A 22,309-nucleotide genomic window follows, 5' to 3' on the forward strand; every position below is an offset into this window, starting at 1 on the left:
GGATATACCCATGAGTGAAAATTACGACAGTTCGAATATCACAGTACTTAAAGGATTGGATGCAGTCAGAAAACGTCCCGGCATGTACATCGGCGATACCGATGACGGCTCCGGCTTGCATCACATGGTATTCGAAGTCGTCGATAACTCCATCGACGAAGCATTAGCCGGATACTGCAAAGGCGTCGATGTCGTGATTCACGAAAATGGCTCGATATCCGTTTACGATGATGGTCGCGGCATTCCGGTTGATATACACAAAGAAGAAGGCCGTTCCGCTGCTGAAGTGATTATGACTATCCTGCACGCCGGCGGTAAGTTCGACGACAACGCCTATAAAGTCTCTGGTGGCTTACACGGCGTAGGCGTCTCGGTAGTAAATGCCTTGTCTGAAGAGCTAACGCTGAAGATTCGTAAAAACGGCAAGCTGCACATGCAAAAATACATCCTCGGCGAGCCAGTAGCGCCCTTAGCCGTGATAGGCGACTGTGAAGGCAGCGGCACCTACATAAACTTCAAACCCAGCCCTACGATCTTCACCAATATCGAATTTCACTACGACATCCTCGCCAAGCGTTTGCGCGAACTGTCGTTTTTGAATTCTGGTGTAAGAATCTCCCTCCGCGACGAAAGAACCGGCAAAGAAGATGTATTCGAATTCGAAGGCGGCATCAGCGCTTTTGTCCAGCATCTGAACAAAAACAAAACCCCGCTGTTTGAAAAAGTCTTCCACTTTATCGCCGAAAAAGAAGGCGTAACGGTAGAGGTGGCGATGCAATGGAACGACTCCTACCAAGAGAACGTGTTCTGCTACACCAACAACATCCCGCAGCGCGACGGCGGTACGCATTTGGCCGGATTTAGAGGTGCATTAACCCGCACCATTAACCAATACATCGAAACCAACGGCCTGGCTAAAAAAGAGAAAGTGGCCACCACCGGCGACGATGCACGCGAAGGCTTGACCGCGGTGTTATCGGTGAAAGTCCCAGATCCTAAGTTCTCCTCGCAAACCAAAGACAAACTGGTTTCATCGGAAGTAAAACCGCTGGTCGAATCGACCATGAACGAAAAACTGCAGGAATTCCTGCTGGAGCAACCGCAAGTCGCCAAAGCCATCGTCAACAAGATCATCGATGCAGCTAGAGCCCGCGAGGCCGCTAGAAAAGCCCGCGAAATGACCCGCCGCAAAACCACGCTGGATATTGCCGGCTTACCCGGAAAACTCGCAGATTGCCAGGAAAAAGATCCAGCCCTATCCGAACTGTTCATAGTGGAAGGGGACTCGGCGGGCGGCTCCGCCAAACAGGGCCGTGATCGCCGCACCCAAGCCATCCTGCCGTTGAAAGGTAAAATCCTTAACGTGGAACGCGCCCGCTTCGACAGAATGATTTCATCGGAAGAAGTGGGTACCCTGATTACCGCGCTGGGCTGCGGTATCGGTAAAGACGAATACAACATCGACAAACTCCGCTACCACCGCATCATCATCATGACCGACGCGGACGTCGACGGTTCGCACATTCGTACCCTGTTACTGACCTTCTTCTATCGGCAATTGCCGGAGCTGGTCGAGCGAGGCCACATCTACATCGCCCAACCGCCTTTGTACAAAGTCAAAAAAGGTAAACAAGAACATTACGTCAAAGACGACAACGCTTTAAACCAATACCTAATCCAACTGGCTTTGGATAAAGCGCAATTACAAACTGATGCCGACACCCCGGTCATCCAAGGCCAAGGCCTGGAAAAGCTGGCGACAGAATTTGCCGACGTGATGAGCATCATCAATCGCCTATCCAGACGCTACGATGACCTGTACTTGGAGCAAATGACCTACATGCAGGTGTTAAGCGACGACATCAAAGCCGATCAGCAAAAGCTGCAAGCCTGGTTCGATTTGCTGCAAAAAAATCTGAACGAGGGCGGCCACAAAGCCATATTCAGCACCCAGCTAAAATATCGCGACAGCGACGACTTTGATATAGAAGTTAGCAAGCGCCTGCACGGCATTACCAAAAGCTTTGTCCTGCATGCGCCGTTCTTCGCCGGCAATGATTATCAAAAAATCGCCCGCTTCGTGGAAAAAACCCTCAGCATGTTCGGCGAAACCTCGGTCATGCGCATGGGCGAGCGCGAACAACAAGTGGATACCTTCAAACAAGCGTTCGAATGGATGATGAAAGAAGTCAAAAAAGGCCAGCATATCCAGCGCTACAAAGGTTTGGGCGAAATGAACCCGGAACAACTCTGGGAAACCACCCTGGACTCCAACAGCCGCCGCATGCTGCAAGTCACCATCAATGACGTAGTCGCCGCCGACGAAATCTTCACCACCCTAATGGGCGATGTCGTGGAACCACGTCGGGATTTCATTGTGAAGAACGCCTTGGATGTGGCGAATTTGGACGTATAGCTGTTGTCGAATGCCACAATTAATGAAAAGTGTGCCAAATAAGTGAAAAACTAATGACACAAAAAATGAAAAAATCCGAAACTTTCTCGCTTCTGAAATTTTAGGTTGGACTTAAACAACTTTTTTTGTTGGGATGCCCTTTCTAAATGATTATAGGTGGAATACCCGACAAACTTGGCAATCGGTATGAAGCCAAATGGCTGGTTCGCTGCCTGATGGACGTAATTGCCGGTAAGGCAAATTGGCTTAAATTTGAAGGCATTGATACCGAATATCAAGGTTTTGAATTTGCCCTTTCGCGTGGCGATAGTACCGAATGGCATCAGACAAAGATCAATGCGCCTTCCGGAAACTGGACGCTCAATGTTCTAAATCGTGAAGGTATATTGAAGGCGTTTTCAGAACGGCTATCGGTAGATCATAACGCGCATTGTTTTTTTGTTTCGCAAGACGGTGCTAAAGACTTCAGGACGCTGACAGACAAAGCCCACTTAGCCGAGTCGTTTAGTCAATTCATTGACGATGCACTTGCGAAAGAGGAAAGAGATGAGACATTTCCGAAACTCTATGGTTTTTGGTGTCAAACACCAGAAATTGCATTTGAATGGCTAAAACGCTGTCATGTCGAAGTCATGCCAGACAGACAGCTAGACGCTATCAATGAATCATATGGCGATCTGTATTTCCAACAAGGAGGTAAATCCGCCTTTCCCCTGCTGCGCGACATTCTCGAAAAGAATTTCAATAAACAATTATCGACCGAAACGTTTCGTGAAATCCTGAAACAACAAAGCGTTTTGATATTTAAGGAATGGGCTTTCGATCCCACTATCCGACAACGATTGCACGAAGAAACCGATGCTTATCTCGGCACCTACTCCCCTTTCGGCGCCGGTAATGAAATTATTACAAGGCCGCAGACACAATCACTAATTGACGAACTGCTAACTGACAATGGGCCTGAATTGATTTTACTTGCCGGTGTTGCTGGTTCGGGAAAATCTGGAGTAGTTCGCGCTGCCATCGAAGATCTTCGGCGACTTAATATTCCCCATTTGGCGTTTCGAGTCGATCACCATTTACAGTGTGTTAGTCGTGAAGCATTAGGAAAAAAATTGATTGGGCGAGAGGAAAGTCCAGTCACTACCTTGAAGGGGACTTTCCCACTCATCGAACCAGCTACGAATTCCCGTTTCAGTTGTTGCACCGCCTGCGCTAGTCGAATGGTCAGTGCTACGGCATCACCCTTGCGGCCGCGACCCGAGCGGCCAATATGCAGTACGAAAAGCCTGGCGTGATGCCAGGTATTACCAATGGGCAGATAGGGGTCACGGCCAATGGCGCAGGAAAGATAGGCCATGAAGTTTGCCGCAATCGCGTAGGGATTGGTCTCTGTTTCAGCACTGCCTGCCCTCGCCACATCACCCACCAACCCATATAAACAGGTTTCGGCGGGTTGAGGTGGATTTCGATGTATCTCCAAATCGTCATGATTAGGCGTAGCTGGAACAAAATCTTGTTCGTCATGTAATGTATTGCAAATCATGGTTTGCCCGCTCATGGCCGTGTCCGACAATGCACATTATTTATCCAGCGATACCGTCTGGATGATGTTTTCAAACTCGGCCAGTACGTCAGGCTGATGAAGCCGCAGGTAACGCGACACTTGCGGGTTATCGAGTAGTTTGGACAAATATCCCTTGGCCAGAACCAAATTTAGAATGACCTCACCATACGTTTGCTCGACCAATTTGTACTGCCCATGTAAATTAGTCATTTCTCGTTCCATTTTGCTGATTTGCTCGGGCGTTACGCCATTGATTCGCTTGGCTTTGCTGGGTTCGACCAATAAATTGTCAGGCGTCGCCATCAACAATGCCTGGGCGTAGGGCACGGTCAAATTGTTGGCTGACACCATAAGTTCCACGCATTCCAATTGTCGAATGGGTTTCATTTTCCGCAGCACCGGACTCACATAAGCCGAGAATTCCTGGTCCTTCAAGAGCTCAACTACCTCAGCGCATAAGCCATCCAGTAAATTGAGCTTTTTGTCCACGAAACTGATATCCATGTTCAACGCAATGGCGAGCCGCTCCCGGGAGACACCGCGTTCCACTGCTCGACGAATCATGTAATGTTCATGCACGGTAGAAAGCCGGTTGATACGATTGTTGAAGGTATAGGATTCGTCGTCAGTGGCTATGAGACAGGGGGCATCGTCATATTCAAACTGGCGCAGCACCATCAACCGAATATGGCCATCCAGCAGAATGTGGTGCCCCGTCGCTTTATTAGCCTTGCCGATGGTCAAAGGCTCTATCAGGCCGACTTCGGCAATTGATGATTGAATTTGCTTAAACTTCCGGGAGTTCAGCAAACCCTCTGGCGTTTTTCGAGAAGGTAAAATCCGATCGAGCGGAATCACCAATTGTGACATTTCAAAACCGAGGGGTAATTCTGTCACAGCTAATGGCCTCCCGCCGATACACGCTCTGCCAGGTATTTCGGCAGCGTTTCCAAGCTTTCGGCGCGCAGCAATGTTGTAAAATTTTCATCCGCGAGCAATTCTCGCAAGGCGCCGACGACGAACATCAGACGTTGTTGGGCAAATTCCGCCTTTTTGATCATCAGTTTTTGGCGGTCGACTTCCTTTTGATAACTTCTCACCAAGCTGATCGTCGTAACCTCTTTGGGCGTTTTGCGCGGGGCTGCATGTGCGATGGATCGCCCTAGACTTTGGCGTTGTAAAATAACCTTCCGCGCCTGAGTCAACTGCTTGCCTCTTAACTCACCCGATTCGTAAGCCTCCTGGAGAGCGACTTGTACATCTTTTTCGGCGTTGCCGACGTTTGCAATTTCTAGCGCGGTATTTAAAGGGATTCGTCCGCTTTCAACGGCGACAATCAACCGCTCTTCTCCTTGATCCAGTAACATCAAAATGCCTTGGACATAACAGGCGCTTAACCCCGTTTTTTTGGCAATGATTGCCTTGTCATAACCCTGATCCCTCAATTGCTGAATGCCGGCCAATAACTCAAGCGGCCGACATTGGCGGCGGGCAATATTTTCCGCCAGACTCATGATGAAAGCTTCTTCATCGTCGACTTGAACGACTTGTGCAGGGATTTTGGTTTCACCGAGTTCTTGATAGGCTTTGAGGCGCCCTTCGCCACAAATCAGCAGGAATTGATCCTGACCATCAGCAGTGCGGCGGGGTGTCACCGTAATAGGCTTCTTGAGGCCAATGGTTTTGATGTTGTTTACGATCTCGCCAAAGATTCGATGATTGCGATCGCGCGGGTTGAGTACCACAATCAGTTCAAGGGGAATCATGTGGACACTACCTTGCCGATGTTGTTTGGTCATGCCGCTCTCCGGATCCGGCTGCGTTCGGCCATGCCGTACAAGTAATCAAGTGTGTGGAACCTGTAACTTTCGAATTCAATGCCGTTGTGTTCACCGAGACTGATCTTGGGTATGCCGAAATCCAGCTTCGGCAATAAGTAGTAATCCAGAGGCGCCTGATTAGGTTGGTCCAAACGGACTACGATGGTGATATCTGGGGCTAAGCTGGTATCGAATCTGACTTTCCAGCGATAATGGCCGTTATCGAGAGACTGGCACCGAGCTAGGACAACAGAGACTGAAAACTCGTGATTAATCAGCAGCAGATCGGTGGCCGGATCGCGCTCGACACTGGCATCGAGGTTGGCAATTTTCTGTTCGGTTTGCAAAACAATCTGCGGGTGGAGGCGGCGAAGGAACTGATTCACTTCGAGATAGCGGTAATCCCGGTCAGGGTTAAAACCGACGGTTTGGTAGGCACGGATCAGACTGCCGAAGTGGTGAACGTAGGCGGCTTTGGACGGCATGTCATCGGCTTCGTCGATGATCAGCCCGGACAGGAAGCCTCGGCGTTCGTAGAGATTGCGCAGTTTTTCGATCAGTTCGTCTTTGCTGTATCGATGTGCCCGCGCCCGAATAATGCCTTGCGCCGTGTAGAACAGCTCCGGGGAAACGATGCCTTCAAAAGCGCCTTCCTTCTTGATCCACATGTCGGGTGAATTGACGATGCGGAGCTTTTTTAGCTTGAAGGATATGCGGTTGTAAATATTATTCCCGATGTACTTCTCGTTGCTTAGGACTTCGCGGACGGTACCGCGCGTCCAGTGACGATCCAGGTCGGTACGGATACCTCGCTCATTAAGCCGATTGGCTATTTCGGTTTCGCTGATGCCTTCATCAACAAACCATCGATACATCTGATTGACGAACTCAATTTCATTATCCGGACCCGGCATCAGAATGACTCGATCGGTCTGTAGACTTTTATGTTCGCCTCTGGCCAGTTCGCCTTTGTGTGCGCCCGATTGATCAATCAATACCCGGCGTAATCCATAACCGGCAGGTCCGCCTTGGCGGAAGCCCATCTCTATCAGTCGGCACTGCCCCGCAAATACTTTGGTGGATAGTTCGCGACTGTATTCGCCGGCCATCGCGCGTTTGACGCCTTTGACGATGGTGGATACCGGTGAGCCGTCGTTTTCGAACTGCTCAGCGCAATAGGCGACCTGGATGCCGGCGCGGCGACAAATATATTCGTAGTAAGCGGATTCGTCGGCATCCTGAAACCGCCCCCAGCGACTAACGTCATAAACCAAGATGACTTGAAATTCCTGAGTACCGGCTTCGACATCCTTGATCAATTGCTGTAAAGCCTGTCGACCATCAATCCGTAATCCGCTTTTACCCTCGTCAGCGTAAGTTCGCACGATTACCAGGTTACGTCGGGCGGCATATTCTCGAATTTTGTCACCCTGATTTTCCGTGGAATATTGTTGGTATTCCGTCGACATCCGCACGTATTGAGCGGCTTTAAGTGCAGGAGGATGCCCACTATCGGTTTCATTGGTATCGTCTGATTGCATAGCCCATCCCGTAAGCGCCAATTTGCATGTTGTCCTTGTTCAGCCTGATCCAAAGCCAGTCAATTCGGATCAGATGTGTCCAGTTTCAAGGACTTATTTACGTGTAACGGTAATATCAGCCATTGGTAATGTCTATCAGGTCATCTCTTTGCAATTTTCACGGAACCCGAGCAAACACAGGCATGCACCGTGATCTCTACGATCCACACGTCCATCTTTGCAATAGGGTCGTCTGACTTGCGGCTCAGCTGATAGATGCCTGGAGGTACTGAATTAACAGGGATTGACGCATCCCTCTTTGCAATTGAGCGGGTAGTCGCTTGCCGATTTCGTCCCCGTTGCAAAGCTCGATTTCGCTCGACATACTTTGGATGTGATTTGCGATATTGACGCCAATAGTCCGGATTGCGATCAATCCAGGCCTGCTGTGCGCGATTCTGGTTATCTAGATAATCTGGGTCATTCTGCAATTTGTTCCGCTGCCACTGCTTTTTACGTTGGCGCTGGCAACCGATAGCTGAGCAATAGGATTGATGTGGGGTTTGTGGTCGAGGCTGAAATAGCTGGCCACATGCAGGGCATTGTTTGTTCTCCATGAAACACTCCACGCAAAAACCTGTATAGAGCATGGAATTGCCGCTTTTGGGTGTAAATGGGTGTATTTATGGATAATGGGTGTTATTGGGCGTAAGATTGGTCACATGATAAATTCTGACACCATCCAGATTACCCCGGAGATTCTTGGCTTAATCGCCAAAATTGATGAGTTCAAAGGTGCCTGGCGTGCATTGGGCACACTGGCGCCTGATCGCCTTTCCGCATTGCGACGAGTCGCAACGATTGAAAGCATCGGGTCATCCACTCGCATTGAAGGCAGCAAATTATCGGACCGCGATGTTGAGCGCTTGTTGTCGAATTTGCAGATCAAGACCTTTACCACACGAGACGAACAGGAAGTGGCGGGTTATGCCGAAGTCATGGATTTGGTATTTGCTTCCTGGGCGGACATGGCGCTGACCGAGAACCATATCAAGCAATTGCACCGCGACCTGCTGGTCTACAGCGAAAAGGATGCCTGGCATCGTGGTAACTACAAATCGTCCTCCAATAGCGTGGTTGCTTTTGACGAAAACGGATTGCAACTTGGTGTGGTATTCGAAACCGCTACGCCCTTTGATACCCCAAGATTAATGACCGAATTGGTCACGTGGACTCAGGAAGAACGCAGTTTAGCGCAATTGCATCCGTTGCTATTGATTGGTTTGTGGGTAGTTATTTTCCTTGAAATCCATCCTTTTCAAGATGGTAATGGCCGATTGAGTAGGGTGTTGACCACATTGCTGCTTTTACAAGCAGGTTATAGCTACGTGCCTTATAGCTCGCTGGAAAGCGTCATCGAAATGAACAAGGAAGCCTACTATCTGGCGTTAAGACAGACCCAGGGAACGATTCGAACCGAAGCGCCGAACTGGCTACCTTGGCTTTTGTTTTTCTTGCGTTCGCTTGCCGAGCAAATGCGTCGCCTCAACAAAAAAGTTGAGCGTGAAAAATTGGTTCTGGCGCCGTTGCCCGAGCTATCGCTGCAGATTGTCGAATTCACTCGAGAACACGGTCGCATGACGATGGCAGATGCCATCAGACTAACTGGAAGTAGTCGAAATACCCTGAAACAACATTTCAGGGCGCTGGTTGAGCAGAGACACCTCAATCAGCTTGGTAGTGGTCGGGGTGTTTGGTATGAGCTTCGCTGACCCAAAATGGACCGCGGTTCAATTTCGGAATCGAGGAATTGAACTCCTGCCAAACTAGCCTGCATCGACCCGCAATAGCTGAGCAGACGCGGTTTGTTTCAAGTGGCGCACCACCCCAATTATCAAAGCCCAACTGATCTCAGTTGGACTTTTTTATTGCCTGTTACTGCGAGTTCATGCGGGTTTATGCACACGGAATGTGTTACTAGATTGGTTTATTTTTTGTAAGATATTGAATTTTAATGATTAAAATCAATTTATCAAAAATTATGAGATTTTGTTAGGTTTGAACCATTAATTATGAGATTTTTTAAAGAAATGAAAATCTCATAATTAATGCAACTGGTTGATTTTTATGAAGGTCAGTTTTTCAGAAATTATGAGATCCGACAGTGTTTGTCAGATCTCATAATTAATGAAATAAATCTCACAATTGTGAAATGAAATCTCAAATTTTATGAAACGAATCAGTAAAGACTAGTTTGGTAGATTAAGTGGAAATTTTAAGTTGAATTTTCCAGCTGACATTAAAGGCTGCATGAAGGACTGCATTTTGTCGCTGTTTTGGCCACGCAAGGAAATCGTCGGTTTCTTTGAGAACCTTGACCACTTGCGCCAACTGCAGGAGATTCGAGATTCCAAGATCAAATCCGATCGTGAACGACGTGTCTTTCAAGACGCCGTTCGACAGCAGCCGACCGCTTCGCTGGAACAATTACGCAGCGAATATCTCGATCTGCTTGCAAACAAAACGTCACGACAGCAGCGCGGCTACGCACTAGAACGTATCCTCGCCGAACTTTCCCGTCTAGAAACGACGGAAGCGTTCCGCGTCAACGGAGAACAAGTTGATGGTGCTGTGAAGTTTGACGGAGAGCATTACCTCATTGAGGCCAAGTGGCAGGAGAGGTCTGCCAGCAACGAGCCGGTTTATCAGTTCGCTGGAAAGGTGGCAGGTAAGCTTTACGGACGTGGACTGTTCATTTCCGTGAACGGCTTTAGTCCCGAAGTAATTCACAGCCTCGTCATCGGCAAAGAGATTCAGACGCTCTTTGTTGATGGCGAGGACCTAATTCTAGTGTTGGAGGGACACCTTACCATGCGTGACATGATCGACCGCAAAGTGAAAGCCGCTCAGACCAGAGGCCTCATCTATGCGCATCCGATCTCAGGTTCTGAGAAAAAGATCTAGAGGAAGAGACAAGACTGTTATGCGACTAAGCCGTATCATTATCAAAAACTTTAGAAACTTCAAGCACCTTGATATCAGACTTGGCGAGCATGCTGTTGTTCTTGGTGAGAATAAGGTCGGCAAGACCAATCTCCTGTTTGCACTTCGGTTGATCCTTGATCCAACACTTCCCGATTCATTGCGTAAGCTGCGCCTTGATGACTTTTGGGATGGGCTGACCCGCCCACTGAAAGCGGAAGACATCATTGAGGTGTCCGTCGAGTTTCGGGACTTTGAAGGCAACGAGAATCTGTTGGCGGTACTAGCAGATCACTTGGTGAAGCCAGACCCGATGGTAGCGCGAGTTACCTATCGCTATCAGCCAGTGCAGGGGCTTGAAAGAGCACCGCGTAGCGAAGCGGATTACGAATTCATTCTCTTCGGTGGAGATCGGCCAGAAAACTCGATCGGTTATGAATTAAGGCGATGGATGCCGATGGACCTGTTCCCGGCCTTGCGCGACGCCGAGTCTGACCTGGCGCGTTGGTCGAGGTCTCCGCTGAGACCATTGTTGGATCGAGCTGCTAAGACGGTGGATGTGAAAGAGCTCAATGCGATCGCCGGCGAGGTTCACACAATAACTTCAAAGATTGCTGCACTCCCTGAGCTTTCCAGTGTCGTCAGCCAAGTCAACGATCAACTGATTACCATGGTAGGCGATAAACATGCCGTGGAAACAGCCCTGGGGTTTTCGCCGACTGATCCGGAACGTTTACTGCGCGCACTGCAAATGATGATCGATGGTGGAAAGCGCGGTGTGGCCGAGGCCACGCTTGAGCGAGTGGCTCATGGATGCAGCACGTTGGTGCTCGGGAGGTTGGCAGACTGGAGAAGTGTCTCTTTCTCAGCTGCTAAAAGCATGGCGGCGCATGTACCGCTCAGTGATGAATGAGTCCGAATTGTTGACCGCACGCAAGCACTTAATTACGGCCCTGTTTTCGCTACGGGGCGGCGCGTTGCCTTTGCACCGTTGGCTCTTGGCGCTACGTCGTGATGTGCTGAATGAAATGCTCGAACAAGAGCCTGGTCTCGCCGACGAGAAAGACAACCTCGAAGAACTGATAAATGCCGCAGCGAAAGGTGGGATTTTGCAGGGTTTCACGGTCGAAATCTTTGGGAATCAGGGTAAGAGTCCGGATCAGCTCAACTTGATGACGCTGCACAGCTCGAAAGGGCTAGAGTTCCAAGCGGTCATAATGATAGGGTTGGAGAATGGTGTATTCCCAAGTGGGTTGGATAGAACCGACGAGCAGTTGAAAGAGGCATCACGCCTTTTCTATGTTGGCTTAACCCGTGCTAAAACACAGGTTCATCTTATCTACGATTCCGTAGAATCACCATTGATTACTTCCATTAGAGCGGCTACGTAACTGAAATTAAATGAGTTTTTATTGTTGAAACTGGGTTTTACTACCTAAGTAACAGCCTCTTAAGTGAAGAAAATTTTCCAGTAAGCCATTTCAAACCCAGCTCTACAACTGTAACGAAGGTTTGTCATCGCCGATACACCAATTATTATTGAACGCCTGCTGGTGGACATCGACGAAATCGTCCGGCTGGTGCGTTTTCCCGGTTGGCAAAATACCTTGGCCGGCGAGCGGGAGGTCAAAAAGGCGCTACGCAAATCCTTGTTCAAATACAAACTGCATGCCGATGAGGAGCTGTTTGAGAAGGCGTATAGCTACATTCGACAGTATTACTGAGTACTTCCGATCTAATCGAATTTGATCCTTAGGTCGTATTTATCCCTTTTGAGATTTCAACATCTCCGCCGGCGAGACCGATAACGCGTCCGCCAACTTGCAAATATTCAGCAGGGCAATATTTCGTTTTCCCCACTCTACTCCGCCTAAATAACTTCGTGCCATGCCGCATGCCGGTGTGAGCTGTTCTTGAGGCCAGCCACGCATTTTTCTGAGTTGGACCTTGTCCGGTAAAAAAGCTTACTTGTCAGGTAAAAATACTTGACAAATAATTTTTTTTGAAAATTGAATTTGCAAATCAGAAAAAAATTCATTACCCTCGTCGCATGTTACTTGGATTAGGAAGCATTGTGACCCCATTCGGTCTCTTTTTAGAGAAAATCAGGCGTAGTCGCCAATTGCAACAAAAACAATTGGCTGCAGACTTGGGTGTTCAGGCTTGTTACATCAGTTCACTGGAAAAAGGCCGAAAAGCACCGCCATCGAAACAAGTATTGAATAAGCTGATTATCGCTTTGGATTTGGACAAAGATGAGCAAGCTTCCTTATGGGACAGTGTAGAACAGTCCCAAAAGTCATTTCAATTACCGGATGGCATGATGCTTGTTGAATATCGGATGATCAACGAATTGCGGAAACAACTGGGAAGGTTAACCGAATTACAAGTTGCGATAATCTTGAATGTCCTCGCCCTAGGTACACCTACAAGTAAACAATCCAAAGTAAGGAGAATCGATATGTAAAGTGCAGCACGGAACAAACCAGTCGGCTTGCCCCGCACTGCAAGCGAAGTAGATACCTCGCCCTCGGAAAGCTTAGTATCTCCCCGCTCGTAGTTCTCGTCAAGCCTATCCTGGCACAACTTACCACTAACAGAAAAAGTCATTACCGAACACGGTAAGGAATCGTTATGTCTATAAATTCGTATGGTGGGCGCAATAGCGCCGGTCAGGGTGCCGCATTGCGCCTGAATATTACGCCACAACCCAAAGCGGAGCGGGCAAGAGAGCCCGTGACACGGTCTCGTGGACTGGTCCGTGGTCAACACTCATCGACCAAGATGAATTGCATGATTGGGTGGGAATCACAACTGGAACAAAAAGCTTGTTACCACTTTGAGTTTTCCCCAGTGGTCAAGGCATTTAGAGAGCAGCCGCAAACCTTCTACCTACCAGCCTCAATGGGAATGTTCCGATATACGCCGGACTTTGAGCTGATCTTGCATAACGGCGAAATTTGTTATGTTGAAGTAAAGCCGTTATCTAAGTTGTTCACGCCGAAAGTACTGGAGCGGCTACAGGTAGCCCACCAGATTCTAGCCGAAAAAGGCTACCACTTCATCGTCTTGACCGAAGACGAATTGAATTTTCCCCATCGAATCCGGAATTTTTCAAATCTAAGACCGTACCTGCGTTTCCAGATTCCCGCTCATATTTCCGAACAGGCCAAGGCTTGGGTGGAACAGGCAACTGATCCAACCTTGGAGGCTTTAAGTCGATTTTTGGGTTTCCGGTCTACGGCCTTTGCCCTTCTTGCGCAATTGCATAGCTGCGATTAGTAACCCTGCCTTTAAATACCGTAGGCTTTAACGCCCTTGAGGGAACAGAGCCTGTCGAAGGGCGCGCCAGCCTGGGCTTCGATGAGCTTAGCCCGAACGGAATACCGGTGATAAATAGGGCCGGGTTAATAAAAACGTGTGCAGTTTCTCGGCTTTGCGTCAGCTGGTGGTCCGGCCGCTTTGTGGTGTCGTAATCAAAGGCTGGCGTTTAACATCGGCAAAAGGTTGATCGAGGCATTCCCATGCTCGTCTGTCAGGCGCTCCCCAGGGATAACATGAAACTGCCAGGCATAAAAAAGCCGCGATTTACGCGGCCTCTGGTGTGGTGTCGAAACTGTCCGGGACAGTCTGAAACATCATTCAATATTCTGAATTTGCTCTCGCATCTGCTCGATCAGCACCTTCAAATCGATGGAAATCTGCGTCATTTCCCGGTCAGCGGACTTGGAGCCCAAGGTGTTAGCCTCCCGGTTCATTTCCTGCATTAAAAAATCCAGACGGCGGCCGGTGGGTTCCGGTTGTTTCAAGGTGCGCAGCACTTCGGCGACATGGGTTTCCAAGCGATCCAGTTCTTCGGCCACATCAAGTTTTTGCGCCAGCAACACCAACTCCTGCTCCAAGCGATCAAAATTAGGTTCGGCCACCATCTCCAGCACCCGGCTGGTAAGCTTGCTGCGTAGGTTATGCAACACATCCGGCATACGTTTGTGGGCCGCTTCGACCAACAAATTAATCTTTTGGCAGCGGTCTTCCAGAAGTTGCGCCAGTTGCGCGCCTTCGCGGGCGCGGGTTTCCAGCATTTTATCCAGCGTTAAGTCCAGCAACTGGACAATTTTTTCGCGTAGCGCTTCCTTGTCGGTTTCGGTTTCTTGTTGCACTCCCGGAAACGCCAGCACCTCTAATGCGGAAAACGGCTGCGGATTGCTCATCAACGCTTCGATACCCGCGGTAGCCGTCAGCAACTTTTCGATTATTTCCCGATTGATATTGAAGCTGTTATCGCTGGCTTGCTTTTTGTAACTCAAGGCGCATTCGATTTTGCCGCGCTTCAGTTTGTCGGCAATCAGGCGGCGGGCGTCGGCTTCCACAAAGCGTAGTCGCTCGGGCAACTTGACGCTAAGATCGCTGTAACGATGGTTGACCGAACGTAATTCGCAAAGGATGGTCAGATTGTCGGCGCTTATTTCGCCGTCCGCGAAAGCGGTCATGCTTCTTATCATTTTTCACCTATAATCGTTACGCTTAACCCGCCCAGCTTTGCACATGGCCGAATACTACGATCCAGAAACTTATCCCAAGGAATGGAATTACCTTCAATCGGGAACCATTATAGATCAGTACATGATCGAGCGGGAATTGGCGCATGGTGGCTTTAGCTCGGTGTATCTGGCCAGGCAGTTGGCCGATCAGATTCAGGTAGCGATTAAGGAATATTTACCCCGCAAGCTGGCGCACCGCACCTGGAATAATCTGGTCGTACCCAATAATGAGGAGGCCAAGACACTGTTCATGCGCGGCCGCTCGTTATTCTTTGAAGAAGCCAAAGTGCTGGCGATGCTGAAGCACCACAATATCGTCGATGTGATTAATTTCTTCCAGGCCAACGACACCGTGTATATGGTGATGACTTACGACTATGGCATCACGCTAGACAAAATCCTGCACAAACGCAGCCTGCCGATTAACGAAGACTTCCTGTTGACCGTATTCAAGCTATTGCTGACCGGCGTGGAAGCGGTGCATCAAAAAGGTCTGGTGCATCTGGACATCAAGCCCGCCAATATTCTGATCCGCAGCGAAAACGACCCCTTGCTGCTGGATTTTGGCGCTATCCGTAAAATCACGCTGGACCCGCAGCGCAACCGGGCTAAGGTGCTGACTAACGGTTATTCGCCTATCGAACAATACGATAACAATGGCAATCTTGGGCCTTGGTCGGACATTTATGCGGTGGGCGCCAGTATGCGCGCCTGTTTGGATTATAAAATCCCGCAGCCCTCGCCGGATCGCATCAAACAGGACGATTTAGCACCGGCCGTGAAGGCGCATAAACGGCATTTTCCCGAGTATTTACTGAAAGCCATCGATTGGGCCATGGCGGTTTTTCCAGAGAATAGACCGCAAAGCGTGGCAGAGTTACAGCAGGCTCTCAGTCCCGGCAATAGTTAAAAATCCGCCCGGTAAAGCCAGTATAATGCCGGCAATTTATATACCAGCGAGATGAATATGAGACCAAGCGGACGCAACCCCGATCAACTGCGCGAAATACGCTTCACCTGCAATTACACCAAACATGCCGAAGGCTCGGTGTTAGTGGAGTTCGGCGATACTCGGGTTCTATGCACCGCCAGCGTCGACAACAGCGTTCCTCGCTTCTTGAAAGGCAAAGGTGAGGGCTGGGTAACCGCGGAATACGGCATGTTGCCGCGCTCCACCCACAGCCGGATGGACCGCGAAGCCGGCCGCGGCAAACAAGGCGGCCGCACCCTGGAAATTCAACGTTTGATCGGCCGCTCCTTGCGCGCGGCCATTGACTTAAAAGCCCTGGGTGAAAGCACCATCACCATCGATTGCGACGTGATTCAAGCCGACGGCGGCACCCGCACCGCGTCCATCACTGGCGGCTTCGTCGCTTTGTCGATTGCTATTGAACATCTGTTAAAAACTCACAAAATCAAGAAAAACCCGCTGCATGGGCAAGTGGCTTCGGTATCGGTGGGGATTTATAACGGCGTACCGGTGCTGGATCTGGACTATGCTGAAGATCATCAAGCCGAAACCGACATGAACGTGGTGATGAACGAAGCCGGCCACTTCATCGAAGTGCAAGGTACCGCCGAAGGTCATGCGTTTAGAAAAGACGAGCTTAACGCGATGCTGGAATTGGCCGAGTTCGGCATCAATCAGCTGCTGGAAAAACAGCAAGCGGCATTGCGGGAAGCGAAAAAGCCAGCCCCGCTGCGAGTCGTGCTGTAAAAGAAATGAGTTCGATAGTTTTGGCCAGCGGTAATGCCGGCAAGATTCGGGAAATTCAGGCCATCCTGCAAAACGACCAAATCCTGCCGCAATCGCAGTTTAATGTGGTCGAGCCGGAAGAAACCGGCGCGACCTTTATCGAAAACGCCATCATCAAGGCCCGCAACGCTGCGGCGCATTGCAACTTGCCGGCCATTGCCGATGACTCGGGTTTGGCGGTGGATGCGTTGGGCGGCGCGCCTGGCGTGATTTCGGCGCGTTATGCCGGTGTCGGCGCTTCGGACCAAGCGAATCTGGACAAGTTACTGGAAGAAATGCGCGACGTGCCGGACACAGAACGCAGCGCGCGTTTCATCTGCGTGATGGTTTATCTACGTCATGCGTTGGACCCGACGCCCATCATCGCCCAAGGCGTTTGGGAAGGCCGGATTTTGCGGCAAGCTGTGGGTGAAAACGGCTTTGGTTACGATCCGGTGTTCTGGGTTGAGCAGTACCAATGCTCGTCGGCGCAACTGGCCCCGGAATTAAAAAACGCTCTCAGCCATCGCGGCCAAGCTTTGCGGGCGCTTAGTCAACAACTTGCCGGGCTGTGATTCGGCTACAGCAGATAGCCGAACAATTTACCAGCCTCGGCAGCGCACCGCAGATCAGCCCGCTCGGTAACGGCCTGATCAACGACACCTATCTCGTCACCCCAAGCAACGGCAATCGTTTTGTATTGCAAGGCCTGAACGGCAGGGTATTTCCGCAACCGGAACAGGTCATCGCCAATCTGCAACGGCTGAATCGGCACATTGGCTCGCAGCGTGCCGCCGATGTGCGTTTGAAAATACCTGTCACGCTGCCCACTGTGGCTGGATCAGCGAGTTATCGGGACGACAGCGGTCAAGTCTGGCGAGCGTTGGAATTGATCGAGCCCGCCGAGAGCCGCGAGTACATCAGCAATCCGGCGGAAGCCAGCCAAGTCGGCTTTGCCCTGGCACACTTTCACAAGCTATGCGCCACTCTGCCCGCCGCTGAGCTGCACGACACCCTGCCGGGCTTCCATATCACGCCAAGCTACTTTGAAACTTATCGGCAACGGCTGGCGCAGCCGTTGCAAGTCACCTGCGATACGGCATTTAACGAATGTCGGGATTTTATCGACCGGATGCAGCAACGAATCCCCGTCCTGGAGCAAGCCAAACAGCGCGGCGAACTGCGCGAACGGGTGATACACGGCGACCCGAAACTGAACAATTTTCTATTCGAAACCGGCAGCGACCGCATCGTCAGCCTGATCGATCTGGACACCGTCAAGCCCGGCCTGGTGCATTACGACATCGGCGACTGCCTGCGCTCCTGCTGCCACAACCCCAGCAACAACGAATTCGACCTGGCCCGCTGCCAGACCATACTGGAAAGCTACCTGCAAGAAGCCGGCGAGTTTTTCACCGCCAACGACTACGACTATCTCTACCCGGCCATCTGGCTGATTCCGTTTGAACTGGGCCTGCGCTTTTTCAGCGATTACCTGGACGGCAACCAATACTTCAAAGTCAGCACGCCCCGGCAAAACCTGGAACGGGCGCAGGCGCTATTTGTTTTGTGCGGCAGTATCGAGCGGCAGAAGGATTTGTTGGAGGGATTAATTGCTCGATGCAAAGGCGGGTAACTTGAATGTTTTTGGTTACATGAAATCACCGGGCTAATGGCTTAGATGTAAGGGACAGGCGCATAAAACACGTATGGCATCCAATGCGTTCAATCAGTACCTTACTAAGCTAAATCGGCCATCCCAGCCACCAATCCACCAGAAAAAGAATTGAGAACAAAACCAAAATCCATCGCTCATTCTTGTGAAGGTGGCGGAGCGCCAAATGGAACGGTAGTACTAGCGGATTCTGGTGGCTATTAAAACTTTCGTGTTGTTTCATGGTATTTCTCCTTATCGAGTGACTCAGTGTATCTGGACGTTTGGCGAAAAGTCTTATGCATGTATAAGTAACCTGCCTTGAGGAAGCCCAACGTCCACTGAGGGGGGCCGGTCAGAGAGGTTAACGACCTCGGCGCAACCGGTTAGAAAAATAGCATGCAAAGCCACCTTGAAATGTTGTTTTCATTTTCCGGCGAGTCATACTAGCTTCCAGACTTTGGGTCAAGTGCGACATGTACTTGCTCGGGTTTGATATCGAATAACCCGCCGCTTGCAGCATCGATCAAATTCCCCACTCCGAGCGAAAACGCATCAAGAAACCACCAAACAAACCGGACCTCTCTTCTTAAAGGTACAACCTCGGTTTTATAACCTTCTTTAGAAAATTCAAGGGAATGCGAAATGCTTTTTTCCAAAGAAACAATGACAGGTGTGTTGTATTTCACGCCAGTATCGGTGTCAATCACTTGCGCGTTGGGAGGATCGCTTGTCAATTTAATGTCTTGGGTCAGGCCGCCAAATAGTGTGCCGCAGCCATTCAAGGCTAACAGCAAGAATGCTGAGCGTAAAGAGATATAAAACCGCCGCAACTTGATAAGGCCCACATTACTTGGTCCCGGTGAAAAATTGCGAGAATGCCTCGGCGGCTTTTTCATGGACGTTATAAAAATCGCCGCCAAACACCCCCATCGAAATACTGCCATCGATATTACAGCTGCCGATTTCGCCACCGGTCTGATCAGACACTTTCCACGCCGTTTTCATTTTACCTGTGCCAGCGCCGAAGCCGACAAAGTACCGAAGCGCTTTACTGCCTTTATCGTATTGTTGAATTTGACCAACGATGGCCGCTACGTCTTTATTCTCGGTCGATACAATCTTGACGCCGGCTTTTTGCAATGAATCGGAAAAAGCAGATTTCAAATTGCCAATGTCCTCATTAGAAACCTTGCTTCCGGTGTTATCAATCAGAATAAGTGATGCTGAAGCCGGTTTAGCAGCCATTGCCTGCACTACACTCAAATTGGCCGAAGCGCACCCATACAACATTAAAACCAATACCGAGAGGCTGAAACCCGACAGGTATCTTTTCATTTTTCCGTGATTCATTGCTGGACCTTTATTTAGTCAATTTAACAGTTAAAAACACTACTAGGATAACCCAAAAAGCTAAGACTACATCTGCTTGGCGTTCGAGTGTTAGCCCCAATACCGTCTGTCCTCAGCACGCGTAACGCCGTCAGCGTAATTGGAGGAATCCGGCTCGAAACTTGTCGGTACGTAAGCTTTTATGCGTTTTAGGGTAAGTCGTGCGGACCCATCAAACGTCAGCTTGTTGGCCTTTTCTTGGTGTTTCAGATTAATTTTAGCTGGCAGCTCTGGTTTGTCGTTTTCTAGTTGCCAAACCACCGATATTCAATCAGCCCCACTACCGTCATTGCGGCACAAACTGCAACACGTCCCCAACCGCCACCGACCGCAACGGCAAGGCCACTCCATCCCGCCAAAAATTCTGCTGGTCGCGGTAATGTGCCGATAAAGGGTGGCCGGACTGGCCGCCCGGCATGTGGAATATGGCGGCTTCCGGGTGGGAGGGCGACAAGACCAGCCGCTCGCTGGCGCCATGGGCGTTGTCCATGACCTTGACGCAAACGCTGGCGCAGCCGTCGCTGTCGAAGGCGGGCATGTCCAGCACGCCGCTCAAAGCAGACGCTACTTTGCTGAACGGGTGGCGTAAATTAACCGGGTGGGTCATACCCCAGGTCAGTTGATCGGGTTCGACAGCGGGATATTTCTCACGCAGCACTTGCACGGTTTGCCGCAAGGTTGCCACGATCATGGCCTGCCAATCGTCTTGATAACGCCCATTCAGCACACCCTTGGGCCGTTGTGTCAGCAATTGCCGGAGCGGCGTTTCCATTTCCCGCCAGGCGTAACGAAATTGCGGGTCCAGCGTTTGGCTGGCAGCGACCACTTTCTCAAATACTGCGCCGGCCAGGCGGGTTCGGAATTCACTCAAGATTGGCGCGCCTAGGCTATCGGTTTGCATATAGCCGTCCCAGGCCGCGATGGCGTTGCGGGCTTTTTGCAAACCGTCGTCCGCGTCGCTCAGATGGTCTAAAGCGTCCAGTGCCAATTGCCGATAAAACGCCAGAACTTCACTGCGGGTATCCAGTTGGATTGCCAGCAAATCTTGTTCGGTCAGGCCGTTGCGACTTTTCAGCAATTCCTCGATGCGGTGCGCTCGATAGCTCAAGGACCAGTTATGGCCGATCACATAAGGATAATCCCGGCCCAGGGTACGATTGTTGGCGGTGACAATAAAACCGTCCGCCGGGTCTAGCAGCCGTGGCAATTCATCGGGAGGGATAGAGCCAGCCCAATCAAGATTGCCATCGGCCCAAGACTGACTGATCAGACCCTCGAACCCGCGGCGCTTGGGGAAGCGCCCCATGTAAGTCCAAGCGATATGGCCGTCACGATCAGCAATCACCACATTCTGCGGCGGCCCGCCGAACCGATTCATTATCGCCACGGCTTGTTGGGTATTACGGGCTTGGTCCATATCCATCAGGCCCAGGTCCACAAAGTGCGGCTCAAGCGCAGTCCATTTGATCGCCACCGGTTGGCTCAGCAAGTCCTGATCGGATACCGGCCCCCACTCGCTGTCGCGCAAGGTCAGCGTCACGTCGGGCTCGCCTTTAACCCGAATGGTTTCCTGGTGTTCGGTAAACGCTTGCCAGCCATGCGGCGTGCGATATTGGCCGGGATGGGCCGAATCGATGTCCAGGCGGATCAAATCCAGAAAGTCGCCGGTGACATTGGTAAAGCCCCAGGCCACATCATCGTTGCCGCCGACGATTACGGCGGGTACGCCGGGCAAGGTGATGCCGTAGATATGGCGATTGTCGTAGTTCAGATCGGCGCGGTACCAGATGTTGGGCACATTCAGCGCCAAGTGCATGTCGTTGGCAATCATCGCCCGGCCATCGCTGGTTTTGCTGCCGGCGACCACCCAGTTGTTGGATCCGGACACCACGTTTTCGGCATCCACTGCTTGATTAAGTGCCAGCGTTGAATCGCTGCCGGGCAGGCTGGCCAGCGCCTCAAGCGGAATCGCTGGCTGGAAGCGGCGCGGTTGGCTGCCGCCGACCAATTCCTTGGCGTAGGGATCGGTATCCGGCGTCAAAAACGTCACCAGATCCTGAGGCAGTGCGCGAGCCATGACGCTGACCATGCGCTCGTCCTGTTCCTGGCCGTTCAGGGTTTGAAACATCGCCAACACCACGAGAATGCTGTCTTCGGGGCGCCACGTCTCGGGGCGGTGGCGCAGCACCAGAAACTCCGGCGGCAGGACACGGGCATGGTCGATGAATTGATTCACCCCATCGACATAAGCCTGCAATGCCAGACGTTGGGCCGGCGGCAAATCGGTAACGATGCGTTGCGCGGCGCGGTCCATTTGATAGACGCGTTGTTTGCGGTCCGCATCCAGTGCCTTGGCGCCAAACAGCTCGGCTAGGCGTCCCGCGCTTTTGCGGCGCATCAATTCCATCTGAAACAAACGGTCGCGGGCATGCAAGTAGCCCAGGACACGATAGGCGTCTTTCCGCTGGGTTGCTTCGATTTCCGGCACGCCGAACGTATCGCATTTGACGCTGGCTTGACTGGAAAGGCCGGGCAAAACCACCTCGCCATTTTCGGCGGGTAGAGATGCCAGCAACAGCCCTATTATCAAAGCAATTCCGCTGAAAATAACACCGGTAATCGACAAGAAGGCGACGCGCATTCTGGACATGGTTGATATAGCCTCGGGGAGATCGGAAAAAT

Annotated in this window: 22 protein-coding genes; 13 read left to right on the forward strand and 9 right to left on the reverse strand. The window is 50.8% G+C overall.

Going from position 1 to position 22,309, the window contains the following annotated elements:
- Positions 1 to 10 precede the first annotated feature (10 nt).
- Both gyrB and METH11B_RS29175 read left to right on the forward strand, forming a co-directional pair.
- Positions 11 to 2,416 carry a DNA topoisomerase (ATP-hydrolyzing) subunit B gene (gene gyrB, locus METH11B_RS0115220; RefSeq protein ID WP_026602756.1) on the forward strand — a complete coding sequence of 802 codons (2,406 nt, stop codon included), beginning with the start codon at positions 11 to 13 and terminating at the stop codon, positions 2,414 to 2,416.
- A 146-nt stretch (positions 2,417 to 2,562) separates the two neighbouring features.
- The gene (locus METH11B_RS29175; protein WP_026602757.1) at positions 2,563 to 3,714 is read left to right on the forward strand and encodes an ATP-binding protein; all 1,152 of its coding nucleotides are present in this window, start codon (positions 2,563 to 2,565) and stop codon (positions 3,712 to 3,714) included.
- Between the two features lie 284 nt (positions 3,715 to 3,998).
- Here the strand turns inward: METH11B_RS29175 and METH11B_RS0115230 are convergent, their stop codons facing one another.
- From METH11B_RS0115230 to METH11B_RS28620, 4 genes are all read right to left on the reverse strand, one after another.
- Positions 3,999 to 4,880: a plasmid partitioning protein RepB C-terminal domain-containing protein gene (locus METH11B_RS0115230; RefSeq protein WP_036276038.1), complete on the reverse strand. Its 882-nt coding sequence runs from the start codon at positions 4,878 to 4,880 to the stop codon at positions 3,999 to 4,001.
- Positions 4,881 to 4,882: 2 nt separating this feature from the next.
- On the reverse strand, positions 4,883 to 5,782 hold the full coding sequence (locus METH11B_RS0115235; protein ID WP_026602759.1) for a plasmid partitioning protein RepB C-terminal domain-containing protein: 900 nt from the start codon (positions 5,780 to 5,782) through the stop codon (positions 4,883 to 4,885).
- The gene (locus METH11B_RS0115240; protein ID WP_026602760.1) at positions 5,779 to 7,344 is read right to left on the reverse strand and encodes a recombinase family protein; all 1,566 of its coding nucleotides are present in this window, start codon (positions 7,342 to 7,344) and stop codon (positions 5,779 to 5,781) included. Before METH11B_RS0115240 ends, METH11B_RS0115235 begins: the two co-directional genes overlap by 4 nt.
- Before the next feature lie 140 nt (positions 7,345 to 7,484).
- Complete coding sequence (locus METH11B_RS28620; protein WP_081733922.1) at positions 7,485 to 7,940, reverse strand: hypothetical protein; 456 nt, start codon at positions 7,938 to 7,940, stop codon at positions 7,485 to 7,487.
- Positions 7,941 to 8,000: 60 nt separating this feature from the next.
- Here METH11B_RS28620 and METH11B_RS0115245 point away from each other — a divergent pair, with 60 nt between their 5' ends.
- The 5 genes from METH11B_RS0115245 (at position 8,001) to METH11B_RS28625 (ending at position 12,029) form a co-directional block, all read left to right on the forward strand.
- On the forward strand, positions 8,001 to 9,095 hold the full coding sequence (locus METH11B_RS0115245; RefSeq protein WP_197026967.1) for a Fic family protein: 1,095 nt from the start codon (positions 8,001 to 8,003) through the stop codon (positions 9,093 to 9,095).
- Positions 9,096 to 9,603: 508 nt separating this feature from the next.
- Complete coding sequence (locus METH11B_RS0115250; protein WP_026602762.1) at positions 9,604 to 10,287, forward strand: restriction endonuclease; 684 nt, start codon at positions 9,604 to 9,606, stop codon at positions 10,285 to 10,287.
- Positions 10,288 to 10,306: 19 nt separating this feature from the next.
- Complete coding sequence (locus METH11B_RS0115255) at positions 10,307 to 11,218, forward strand: ATP-dependent nuclease (protein WP_026602763.1); 912 nt, start codon at positions 10,307 to 10,309, stop codon at positions 11,216 to 11,218.
- Positions 11,211 to 11,696 (forward strand): 3'-5' exonuclease, encoded by a 486-nt coding sequence (locus METH11B_RS0115260; protein WP_026602764.1) that lies wholly within the window; start codon positions 11,211 to 11,213, stop codon positions 11,694 to 11,696. Before METH11B_RS0115255 ends, METH11B_RS0115260 begins: the two co-directional genes overlap by 8 nt.
- 162 nt (positions 11,697 to 11,858) lie before the next feature.
- On the forward strand, positions 11,859 to 12,029 hold the full coding sequence (locus METH11B_RS28625) for a hypothetical protein (protein WP_197026968.1): 171 nt from the start codon (positions 11,859 to 11,861) through the stop codon (positions 12,027 to 12,029).
- 39 nt (positions 12,030 to 12,068) lie between these two features.
- On the opposite strand, the gene METH11B_RS28630 is transcribed toward METH11B_RS28625, so the two are convergent.
- Positions 12,069 to 12,236: a helix-turn-helix domain-containing protein gene (locus tag METH11B_RS28630; protein WP_081733815.1), complete on the reverse strand. Its 168-nt coding sequence runs from the start codon at positions 12,234 to 12,236 to the stop codon at positions 12,069 to 12,071.
- A 71-nt stretch (positions 12,237 to 12,307) separates the two neighbouring features.
- On the opposite strand from METH11B_RS28630, the gene METH11B_RS0115270 reads away from it, so the two are divergent.
- Together METH11B_RS0115270 and METH11B_RS28635 are read left to right on the forward strand one after the other, a co-directional pair.
- Positions 12,308 to 12,772, forward strand: a complete 465-nt coding sequence (locus tag METH11B_RS0115270) for a helix-turn-helix domain-containing protein (RefSeq protein WP_231499624.1) — start codon at positions 12,308 to 12,310, stop codon at positions 12,770 to 12,772.
- Positions 12,773 to 12,939: 167 nt separating this feature from the next.
- Positions 12,940 to 13,587: a TnsA endonuclease N-terminal domain-containing protein gene (locus METH11B_RS28635; RefSeq protein WP_081733816.1), complete on the forward strand. Its 648-nt coding sequence runs from the start codon at positions 12,940 to 12,942 to the stop codon at positions 13,585 to 13,587.
- A 356-nt stretch (positions 13,588 to 13,943) separates the two neighbouring features.
- Here the strand turns inward: METH11B_RS28635 and METH11B_RS0115280 are convergent, their stop codons facing one another.
- Positions 13,944 to 14,795, reverse strand: coding sequence for a YicC/YloC family endoribonuclease (locus METH11B_RS0115280; RefSeq protein WP_026602767.1), 852 nt, complete (start codon positions 14,793 to 14,795; stop codon positions 13,944 to 13,946).
- A 55-nt stretch (positions 14,796 to 14,850) separates the two neighbouring features.
- Here METH11B_RS0115280 and METH11B_RS0115285 point away from each other — a divergent pair, with 55 nt between their 5' ends.
- The 4 genes from METH11B_RS0115285 to METH11B_RS0115300 are packed head-to-tail and all read left to right on the forward strand — an operon-like array spanning position 14,851 to position 18,217.
- Positions 14,851 to 15,756: a serine/threonine protein kinase gene (locus tag METH11B_RS0115285; RefSeq protein WP_020484023.1), complete on the forward strand. Its 906-nt coding sequence runs from the start codon at positions 14,851 to 14,853 to the stop codon at positions 15,754 to 15,756.
- Between the two features lie 57 nt (positions 15,757 to 15,813).
- Entirely contained in the window at positions 15,814 to 16,563 is a 750-nt protein-coding gene (rph, locus tag METH11B_RS0115290; protein WP_026602768.1) for a ribonuclease PH, read from the forward strand.
- Between the two features lie 5 nt (positions 16,564 to 16,568).
- Entirely contained in the window at positions 16,569 to 17,156 is a 588-nt protein-coding gene (gene rdgB, locus METH11B_RS0115295; RefSeq protein ID WP_020484021.1) for an RdgB/HAM1 family non-canonical purine NTP pyrophosphatase, read from the forward strand.
- The gene (locus METH11B_RS0115300) at positions 17,153 to 18,217 is read left to right on the forward strand and encodes a phosphotransferase enzyme family protein (RefSeq protein WP_026602769.1); all 1,065 of its coding nucleotides are present in this window, start codon (positions 17,153 to 17,155) and stop codon (positions 18,215 to 18,217) included. The genes rdgB and METH11B_RS0115300 overlap by 4 nt, the downstream gene beginning before the upstream one ends.
- Before the next feature lie 464 nt (positions 18,218 to 18,681).
- Here the strand turns inward: METH11B_RS0115300 and METH11B_RS0115305 are convergent, their stop codons facing one another.
- The 3 genes from METH11B_RS0115305 to METH11B_RS0115320 form a co-directional block, all read right to left on the reverse strand.
- On the reverse strand, positions 18,682 to 19,134 hold the full coding sequence (locus METH11B_RS0115305) for a hypothetical protein (RefSeq protein WP_155931131.1): 453 nt from the start codon (positions 19,132 to 19,134) through the stop codon (positions 18,682 to 18,684).
- Complete coding sequence (locus METH11B_RS27900) at positions 19,085 to 19,573, reverse strand: DUF4410 domain-containing protein (RefSeq protein WP_026602770.1); 489 nt, start codon at positions 19,571 to 19,573, stop codon at positions 19,085 to 19,087. Before METH11B_RS27900 ends, METH11B_RS0115305 begins: the two co-directional genes overlap by 50 nt.
- 340 nt (positions 19,574 to 19,913) lie before the next feature.
- Positions 19,914 to 22,277, reverse strand: a complete 2,364-nt coding sequence (locus tag METH11B_RS0115320) for a penicillin acylase family protein (protein WP_051427007.1) — start codon at positions 22,275 to 22,277, stop codon at positions 19,914 to 19,916.
- Positions 22,278 to 22,309: the final 32 nt, after the last annotated feature.

The organism is Methylomonas sp. 11b, from assembly GCF_000515215.1.
In the GTDB taxonomy this organism is placed as follows: domain Bacteria; phylum Pseudomonadota; class Gammaproteobacteria; order Methylococcales; family Methylomonadaceae; genus Methylomonas.